Source organism: Allobosea sp. P4_E12 (genome assembly GCF_056401655.1).
On record NZ_JBFUIY010000078.1, the window covers coordinates 1 to 7,798 of the forward strand.

Genomic DNA, 7,798 nt, shown 5'->3' on the forward strand with positions numbered 1-7,798 from the left:
GTCTTTGTCTCTGCCATCATGGTCATTTGCGTGAACTTCGTCGTCGATCTCATCTATGCGCGCCTTGATCCGCGGATCACGGCCGGGGCGTCCTGATCATGAAGGCGCTCCGATATTTCCTGTTCAGCCCCGCTGCCGTGCTTGGCCTGCTCCTGCTCATCGGCATCGTCGGCCTCGCCATCTTTGCCGACCTGCTCTACCCGCGCGATCCACTGGGGCTTGCCGGTCGGCCGCTGCAATGGCCTTCGCTCGGCGGTCGCTTCCTGCTGGGAACGGACGCGTCGGGCCGCGACATCGCGGCACAGATCGCCCACGGCGCCCGCACCACATTGCTGATGGGCATCGTCTCGACCTTGATTGCGATTGCAATCGGCATCGTCGTCGGTGCGATCGCCGGCTTCTATGGCGGCATGACGGATGACGCGTTGATGCGCATGACGGAGGCCTTCCAGACGCTTCCGAACTTCATCCTGCTGCTTGTGCTCGTGGTGGTGGTGGGCTCGAACATGACGGCGGTAACGATTGCGATCGGCATCGTGTCCTGGCCGGCGGTGGCGCGCCTGACGCGCGCCGAGTTCCTGACCCTGCGCAATCGCGAGTTCGTCCAGGCCTGCCGGACGCTCGGCCTGACCAATCGCTGGATCATCTTCCGCGAGGTTCTGCCCAACGCGCTGGCGCCGATCATCGTCTATGGCAGCGTCGTGATGGCGACGGCGATCCTCCTCGAAAGCGCGCTCGCCTTCCTCGACCTGTCCGATCCGAACATTGCCTCCTGGGGCAATCTGATCGGCCAGGGCCGCAAGGTGTTGCGCAGCGAGTGGTACGTCTCCGCGATTCCCGGCGTGGCGATCCTGCTGACGATCCTGTCCGTCTCCCTTGTCGGACAGGGGCTCAACGATGCGCTGAACCCGAGGCTCCGCGGCCGATGACCCCTCTCGTTCGTATCGAAGATCTATCCATCGCCCTGCCCGGAGGGGCCGACCGGCCTTATGCGGTCGAGAAGCTCTCGCTGACCCTCACGCCGGGCGAGATCGTCTGCGTGGTCGGGGAAAGCGGTTCCGGCAAGTCGATGACCGCGTCGGCGCTGATGGGGCTGCTTCCCACCAGCCTGCCGGTGCGGGGCGGCAGGATCATGCTCGGCGAGCGGAACATTCTCGGCCTCTCCGAGGACGAGCTGCGTGCGATCCGCGGTCCCGAGATCGGCATGATCTTCCAGGAGCCGATGACGGCCCTGAACCCCCTGCGCACCGCGGGCGACCAGATCGCGGAGATGTTCCGGGCTCACACCAAGCTGTCGAAGCAGGAGATCCGGGAGCGCGCGCTGAAGCTGCTGGACGAGGTCGGCATTCCCGAGCCGGCTTCGGCCTACCGGGCCTATCCCCATGAGTTGTCGGGAGGGCAGCGCCAGCGCGTGATGATCGCCATGGCGCTGGCTCTGGAACCCAAGATCCTGATCGCGGACGAGCCGACCACTGCCCTCGATGTCACCATCCAGGCGCAGATCCTGACGCTGATCAGGGACATCCAGCGGCGGACCGGCATGGCGGTTCTGTTCATTACCCATGACTTCGGCGTCGTCGCGGAGATCGCCGACCGGGTGATGGTGATGCAGCATGGTCGCGTCGTCGAAAGCGGAACAGTCCGCGAGGTGCTCGACAACCCCAAGGCCGACTATACGCGCGCGCTGATCGCAGCGGTTCCGAGCATCACACCGCCGCCGCCGCGGGTGTTGCCGGATAGGACGATCGCAACGGTGCGCGATCTGTCCAAGACCTATCGGACGGGTGGCGGTTGGTTCGACCGGCAGCGCCGCGTGACCTACGCAGTGAAGGCGGTCGATATCGATCTGCCGAGCCGGGCTACTTTGGGCATCGTCGGCGAAAGCGGTTCGGGCAAGTCGACTCTGGCGCGCTGCATCGTACGCCTGCTCGATCCCGATCAGGGAGCGATCGAACTCGACGGCGTCGATTTCGGCAAGCTTCGCGGCGAGACGCTGCGCCGCCAGCGTCATCTCGTCCAGATGGTGTTTCAGGATCCCTACGCTTCGCTCAATCCGCGGCGCACGGCCGGGGACCTGGTCTCCCAGGGGCTGATCGCCCGCGGCGTCAAGCAGGACAAGGCCTTGGCCAAAGCCAAGGAGCTGTTCTCGCTGGTGGGGCTTGATCCCAGCGCCACCGACCGTTTGCCGCATCAGTTTTCGGGCGGGCAGCGGCAGCGCATCGGGCTCGCCCGAGCGCTTGCGCTCGAGCCAAAGATCCTGGTCGCCGACGAGGCGGTTTCGGCGCTGGATGTCTCGGTCCAGGCGCAGGTGCTGCAGCTGCTCGTCGAACTGCGCGATCGGCTCTCCCTGTCGATGATCTTCATCACGCACGACCTGCGCGTCGCGGCCCAGATCTGCGATCGGATCGCGATCATGCAGCGCGGCGAGGTGGTCGAACACGGCGTCACGGCCGAGATCTTCGCTGCTCCCAAGCATCCTTATACGCAGAAGTTGCTTTCCGCCGTCCCGGGAAGAGCCAACGGAATGGAGATGACCCCATGACCGAAATTCACGAACCCGGCGAGACATTCGTTATCCAGCCCGGCCAGGCGACGAGCTATTGGCAGCCGGTTCCGGCCAACGGCCATATCGAGGTGGTCGTCGACCCCGCGCGGGTGCGGATGGATCACCCATTGGCTCTGGGAACCCAGACCGTGCCGCCCGGTGGCTATGTCCGTGAACACAGCCACGATCGACACGAGGAGGTGATTTATTTCATCAAGGGCAAGGGGCGTGCCGTGCTCGACGGCAAGGACGTTCCGCTTCAACCCGGCACCGCGATCTTCGTCGGCAAGAGCCGTCGGCATATGTTCATCAACGAGGGGACCGAGGACCTGCACTGGGTCTGGTTGATCGTGCCGAATGGCCTCGAGGATTTCTTCCGTCTGATCGGCCGTTCGCGGGTCGCGGGCGAGGCGGCGCCGGCCAATTTCCCCCGACCGGACAACGTTCTCGAAATCGAGCGCCAGACCGTGTTCGCCGTGCCGCCGACCGACCAGCGCAACCCCTGATCTGTCGCAATGGGACTGCCATGAGCAGGAAGCGAATAGGGTTGATCGGCTTCGGCACGATCGCGCGCGAGGTGCATGCGCGCCTCCAACAGTCGGCGGACTTTCACTTCACCGTGCTGTTGCGGCCGGATTCTCCGAGTTGCGCCACGGTGCCGGTGGGCGTCGAGGTCGCCACGACGGTGCCGGAACTGATTGCCAGCCGACCCGACCTCGTTGTCGAGGCGGCCGGGCATGCCGCCGTCGTGGAGGCCTTGCCGGATGTTCTGGCCGCTGGTCTCCCGGTCATTGCGGCTTCGACGGGCGCCCTTGCCGATACTGATTTCCTGGCTCGCCTGACCGGGATCGCGGCACGGAGCGGGGCGCGGCTCATCCTGCCATCCGGGGCTGTCGGGGGGCTCGACTATCTCGCGGCGCTACGCGAAGCCGACGATGCCCGGATTCGCTACACCTCGCGCAAGCCACCGGCCGCGTGGGCGGCCGAGCTGGCGCAGGCCGGGCTTAGCGAGCGGTCGCTCGTCGCCGAGATCGTGCTCTATGAAGGCAGCGCGGAGGAAGCGGCGCGGCTCTATCCCAGGAACCTGAATGTCGGGCTCACCATTGCGCTCGCAGCGCGTGCCGCACGGGTGACGACGCGGATCGTCTCCGATCCCGCTGCCAGGGGAAATATTCACGAGATCGAGGCGGAGAGCTCGCTCGGCTCGGCCTATCTGCGCTTCACCAACTTGCCCTCCGCCGGCAACCCAAAGACCTCGGCGATCACGGCCTCCAGTCYGGTCGCCGCGATCCGACGCCAGTTCGACATCGTGGCCATCTGACGCGGGAATTCAGGAGCGCATGGCCGGGAGGATTTCATGACCAACACGGTGTTGCCGCCTCTCGCGGATCTCGTTCCCGGCGCGCTTCGGCCGGGCGCCGAGCTGCTTGCAGAGGGCGCGGTCATGGCGCGCACCTGGCAGGTGGGCCGCAATCTTTTCCTCGATACGATGGGCGTTCCTTCCGAGGCGGCTTACAAGCGCAGGACTGCCGTTCAGGGGCGCATCATGCAGCACGCCCATATCGGCTTTCGCAGCGTCGACAGAACGCTGGACGCAATCCGGACCGTGCATGAAAGCTGCGCCCGGCTCGGCACGGTGGTCGATCGCTTCGGCATCACCCTGGACTGGTCGATGGGGTACCCGCTCGCGCAGCGCTCCCAGCGTCCGCGCGGCACCGGCATCGTCCTCGACGGGCCCGAGGATTTTTCGCGGATCACCGGCATCGTGCCGGCCGCGGCGCATTTCGGCGACTTCATGCTGGGCTTGCCCGGAGCCGTGGAGAATACCCGGGCCGCGCTGGCAGCCGGGGTCACCACTGTCGGGAATCTCGGCCAATATTTCACGTTCCGCCTCCCCGATTGGGACGACGATGTCGCCACCACCGAGGCCACGGTGACGGCGCTTGGGTTGATCGCTGCTCAACCCGTCGAGGTGTTGGTTCATTCGAACCTCGACGACGGCTTTGCCGGTTTGTTCGCCGATATGAGTTCGGCGCTCGGCATGGTGCTGATCGAGAAATATATCGTCGATGAGTTGATCGGCGCCAAAGTCTCGCATTGCTACGGACACCATTTCACGGCCCCGCTCATGCGGCTCGCCTTCCATCATGCCTTGATGCAGGTGTCGGACACGCCGGGAAGCATGATTTTCGGCAACACGGTGAGTTACAGATCCACGCCGGCCGGCAATTTCGCAAGTCTGGCGAGCTACCTCCAGGCCGATATCTGGTCGCTGCAGCGCCGGGCGAGTGGGCACGCGATCAATCCGGTCCCGGTGACCGAGAACGAGCGGATACCCGATACCGACGAAATCATCGATGCGCAGGTTTTCGCAGCCCGGATGGTCGAGCACGCGTCCGCCAATCTCGGCCTGATCGACCTGGCTTTGGTCGACGGGATGGCCGCAAGCCTCGTCGATGGCGGCCGGGCCTTTGCCGGCAAGGTCTTGACGGGCCTGCGGGAAGCCGGAATCGACACGCGCGATCCTGCCGCACTCATGTTGGCCCTGCGCCGAATCGGCCCGAAACGCCTAGAGGCGCTGTATGGCGCGGGGGCAGCCGACCGTGCGGCATGGGGCGGGCGGCGGGCCATTGTGCTTGCCGAATGGGTCGAGGAGCTCCAGCACGCCACTGAATCCTGGGTGGCGAAGGTTCCGGTCAGTGCCCGTCGTCTGATCGAAGCGAGTGGTCTCAAGGTCTGTGTGGCCAGCAGCGATGTCCATGAGCACGGCAAGAATCTGATCGAGCACCTGCTCACGAGCCTGGGGGTTGAGGCGGTCGATGGCGGTACATCGGTCGACCCCGATGATCTTGTCGAGATTGCGCTGGCACGGGGATGCGATGTCATCGCCATCAGCACATATAACGGCATCGCCCTTCGGTTCGCGAGCGAGGTACTGGGMGCTCTCGAGCGGGCCGGCCGGTCCATCCCGGTCTGCATCGGCGGCCGGCTGAATCAGATTCCCGACGACTCGAACTCGGGCTTGCCGGTCGATGTGACCCGCGAGATTTCAGTGCTCGGCGCCCTCCCATGTGAGACACCGGAGCGAATGGTCCTCGAGCTTGAAGCCTTGGCCCTCGCGAAGCGTGGCGATCTCCGGTCGGGGAGTGGGCCCGGCCGGCCGGTTGCCGCGAGCACAGGGCAATGACAATCCGCTTCCAGGGGTAGCTTCACGGCCCCTGGTGAGCGATCTGCCGCTTGCGGACTATGGGCGCATTTCGCCGGACGGGGGCTGCCCGATCAGGTCGAGCGTGCGCGGATCCGGTTCGCCGCCAAAATAGCGCTGCAGGCCCTGCCGGAAGATAGTGTCGCCGCTAGCCGCGGCTAGCGTAAACAGGGTCAAGCTCGAGCGAAGCTTCTTGTCGTCGGGCGAGCCGAAGATGGTGTGGGCTGAGTGGCCCTCGAGCTCCAGGATGGCGGCGGTGCACGCGACGAGGCGGGGGCCGAGAATGGGATGGGCGAGATAGGCACGCGCTTCCGCCAGCGACGCCAGGCCGTAGCGTTCCGCCGTCGGCGAAAGGCCAAGACCGCGCAGCTGCGGAAAGACGAACCACATCCAGTGGGTCCGCTTCCGGCCTGCTCGCAGCTCGGCAAGCGCGGTTTCGAAGATCGGCTCCTGGGCGGTAACGAAGCGCTGAAGGTCGTGAACCTCCGTCACGGCTTGCCCTCCCATCATTCGGCGCGACGAGCACACGGCTGGACGGTTCTCCGGGGGCCGCCGCGGATTCCCATTCTATGTGAAGAAGCGCGCGGGGCGGAAATCGGCAAGCTCCTGCCGTTCAATGCCAGTGAGGATCTCGTCCGCGGCCATGGCCCCGAGCGCCGGCGAGAGCGTCGCGCCGCTATGCGTGACCATCAGATAATAGCCGTCGAGGCCAGGCACGGGCCCGATGGCCGAGAGGCCATCCCTGGGAATGGGGCGCTGGGTGACGCGCGTGGCCTCGGGTTGGATCGGCGCAATGCCGGGAAGGATCCTGGTCAGCCGTTCGATCACGACCGCAGCCTGCGCCATGCCGGGATGCTCGCTGACCTCGGGCGTCACCTGCGCGTCGGCCGGTCCCCAATGCACCATCAGCCTTCCGGCGCCATCCGGTCGGAAATCGCAAAGCGGCGAGGAGACCACGCGCTGGATCGAAGCCGGCACAGGCGGTGTAAAGACCAGGAAACCGACCGTGGGCTCCAGCGGGACATTGGGAGCGGACGTGCCGATCGTGTCATTGGACCAGCGCCCGGTGCAGTTCACCACCAGGTCTGCATGAAATATCTCGCCGGTTTCGCAGCGTACGCCCTTGACCTTGCCGCCTTCGACGAGGAGGGCCCTTACCCGCGTCTGGGTCTTCAGCTCAGCGCCGAGCCGGCATGCCGCGCTCATCATGGCGTGGGCGTAGACGACCGGGTCGAGCCAGCCATCATTCGGGTACCAGGCGATGGGCGCATCACCGATCGCCGCGGGATCGATATCCGGCTCGAGTTCGAGCAGTTGCTTGCGGTCGATCCATTCGGCCGCGTAGCGCCAGTCCTGCAGGCGTGAAACCTTGGTGCGCTGACCGTCGCGCTCGGCTTCCGCCTTCCATTCGACGCGACCGCCGCCGTGCCACCAGGGTGTTGCGCCAAACTCCTCCTTCAATGCTGCGTGCGCCTTCATGCCGGCGACGTTCAGGTCATGATAGCTGCGAGGCTCCTTGTTGCAGGAGTTGGTCCAGGCGAAGCTGATGCCGGACGTACCGCCGCCAACCCGTGTCGCCTCGAGCACGGTGACGCGCGCGCCCGCGAGGGCGAGGCGATAGGCGACGGAGGTTCCGAGGACTCCGGCGCCGACCACGATGATCTCAGGCATAGTATTCTCCGGCATGGTGTGAACCCGCTCTTGATCCGGTCCCGTTCGCGCGCCGGCTTGTTGCCGGCGGGCGTCCTGGACTGCCGCGAGCGGATGCGAGGCAGACCTGGGAATGTGCAGAGCGCCGCGTTCGGCGTCCAGGCCGGCAGCGCAGACCCTCGGGCGTGTCGTGGGAATGGCCGGTCGCTGTCAGTGATGGCCCCCAAGGACGGTGCACGTGCCAAGGACTTTCGCTGCCGTCGATGGCGGCGTCTCGCGCCTCGGAATGGAGCAGATGCGGGCCCCGGGGAGTGGATAACTCAGCAAGGCATTGCGATCATTGGCTTTATTCCAGCGTTCCCGACGGCGGATTGCCAAAATATGAGGCCCTGTCATCG

General features: G+C 65.6%; 7 protein-coding genes. 5 read left to right on the forward strand and 2 right to left on the reverse strand.

Annotated elements, in window-relative coordinates; translation table 11 throughout:
• The first annotated feature begins 98 nt into the window (after positions 1 to 98).
• Genes AC1DW9_RS35565 through AC1DW9_RS35585 form a run of 5 tightly spaced genes read left to right on the forward strand, consistent with a single transcriptional unit; the run spans position 99 to position 5,732 of the window.
• Positions 99 to 929 carry an ABC transporter permease gene (locus AC1DW9_RS35565; RefSeq protein ID WP_441492761.1) on the forward strand — a complete coding sequence of 277 codons (831 nt, stop codon included), beginning with the start codon at positions 99 to 101 and terminating at the stop codon, positions 927 to 929.
• Positions 926 to 2,542, forward strand: coding sequence for an ABC transporter ATP-binding protein (locus AC1DW9_RS35570; RefSeq protein ID WP_441492762.1), 1,617 nt, complete (start codon positions 926 to 928; stop codon positions 2,540 to 2,542). The genes AC1DW9_RS35565 and AC1DW9_RS35570 overlap by 4 nt, the downstream gene beginning before the upstream one ends.
• Positions 2,539 to 3,051, forward strand: a complete 513-nt coding sequence (locus AC1DW9_RS35575) for a cupin domain-containing protein (protein ID WP_441492763.1) — start codon at positions 2,539 to 2,541, stop codon at positions 3,049 to 3,051. The genes AC1DW9_RS35570 and AC1DW9_RS35575 overlap by 4 nt, the downstream gene beginning before the upstream one ends.
• A gap of 20 nt (positions 3,052 to 3,071) precedes the next feature.
• On the forward strand, positions 3,072 to 3,866 hold the full coding sequence (locus AC1DW9_RS35580; protein WP_476855357.1) for an aspartate dehydrogenase: 795 nt from the start codon (positions 3,072 to 3,074) through the stop codon (positions 3,864 to 3,866).
• A gap of 36 nt (positions 3,867 to 3,902) precedes the next feature.
• Complete coding sequence (locus AC1DW9_RS35585) at positions 3,903 to 5,732, forward strand: cobalamin-dependent protein (RefSeq protein ID WP_441507409.1); 1,830 nt, start codon at positions 3,903 to 3,905, stop codon at positions 5,730 to 5,732.
• A gap of 57 nt (positions 5,733 to 5,789) precedes the next feature.
• On the opposite strand, the gene AC1DW9_RS35590 is transcribed toward AC1DW9_RS35585, so the two are convergent.
• Complete coding sequence (locus AC1DW9_RS35590) at positions 5,790 to 6,242, reverse strand: DUF1810 domain-containing protein (RefSeq protein ID WP_441507408.1); 453 nt, start codon at positions 6,240 to 6,242, stop codon at positions 5,790 to 5,792.
• Positions 6,243 to 6,317: 75 nt separating this feature from the next.
• Positions 6,318 to 7,421, reverse strand: coding sequence for an NAD(P)/FAD-dependent oxidoreductase (locus AC1DW9_RS35595; protein WP_441507407.1), 1,104 nt, complete (start codon positions 7,419 to 7,421; stop codon positions 6,318 to 6,320).
• Positions 7,422 to 7,798 lie beyond the last annotated feature (377 nt).

Excerpts from the sequence above, each read along its gene's own strand:
- AC1DW9_RS35565 (WP_441492761.1), top strand. The coding sequence starts at position 99 with ATGAAGGCGCTCCGATATTTCCTGTTCAGCCCCGCTGCCGTGCTTGGC.
- AC1DW9_RS35595 (WP_441507407.1), bottom strand. The coding sequence starts at position 7,421 with ATGCCTGAGATCATCGTGGTCGGCGCCGGAGTCCTCGGAACCTCCGTC.
- AC1DW9_RS35570 (WP_441492762.1), top strand. The coding sequence starts at position 926 with ATGACCCCTCTCGTTCGTATCGAAGATCTATCCATCGCCCTGCCCGGA.
- AC1DW9_RS35575 (WP_441492763.1), top strand. The coding sequence starts at position 2,539 with ATGACCGAAATTCACGAACCCGGCGAGACATTCGTTATCCAGCCCGGC.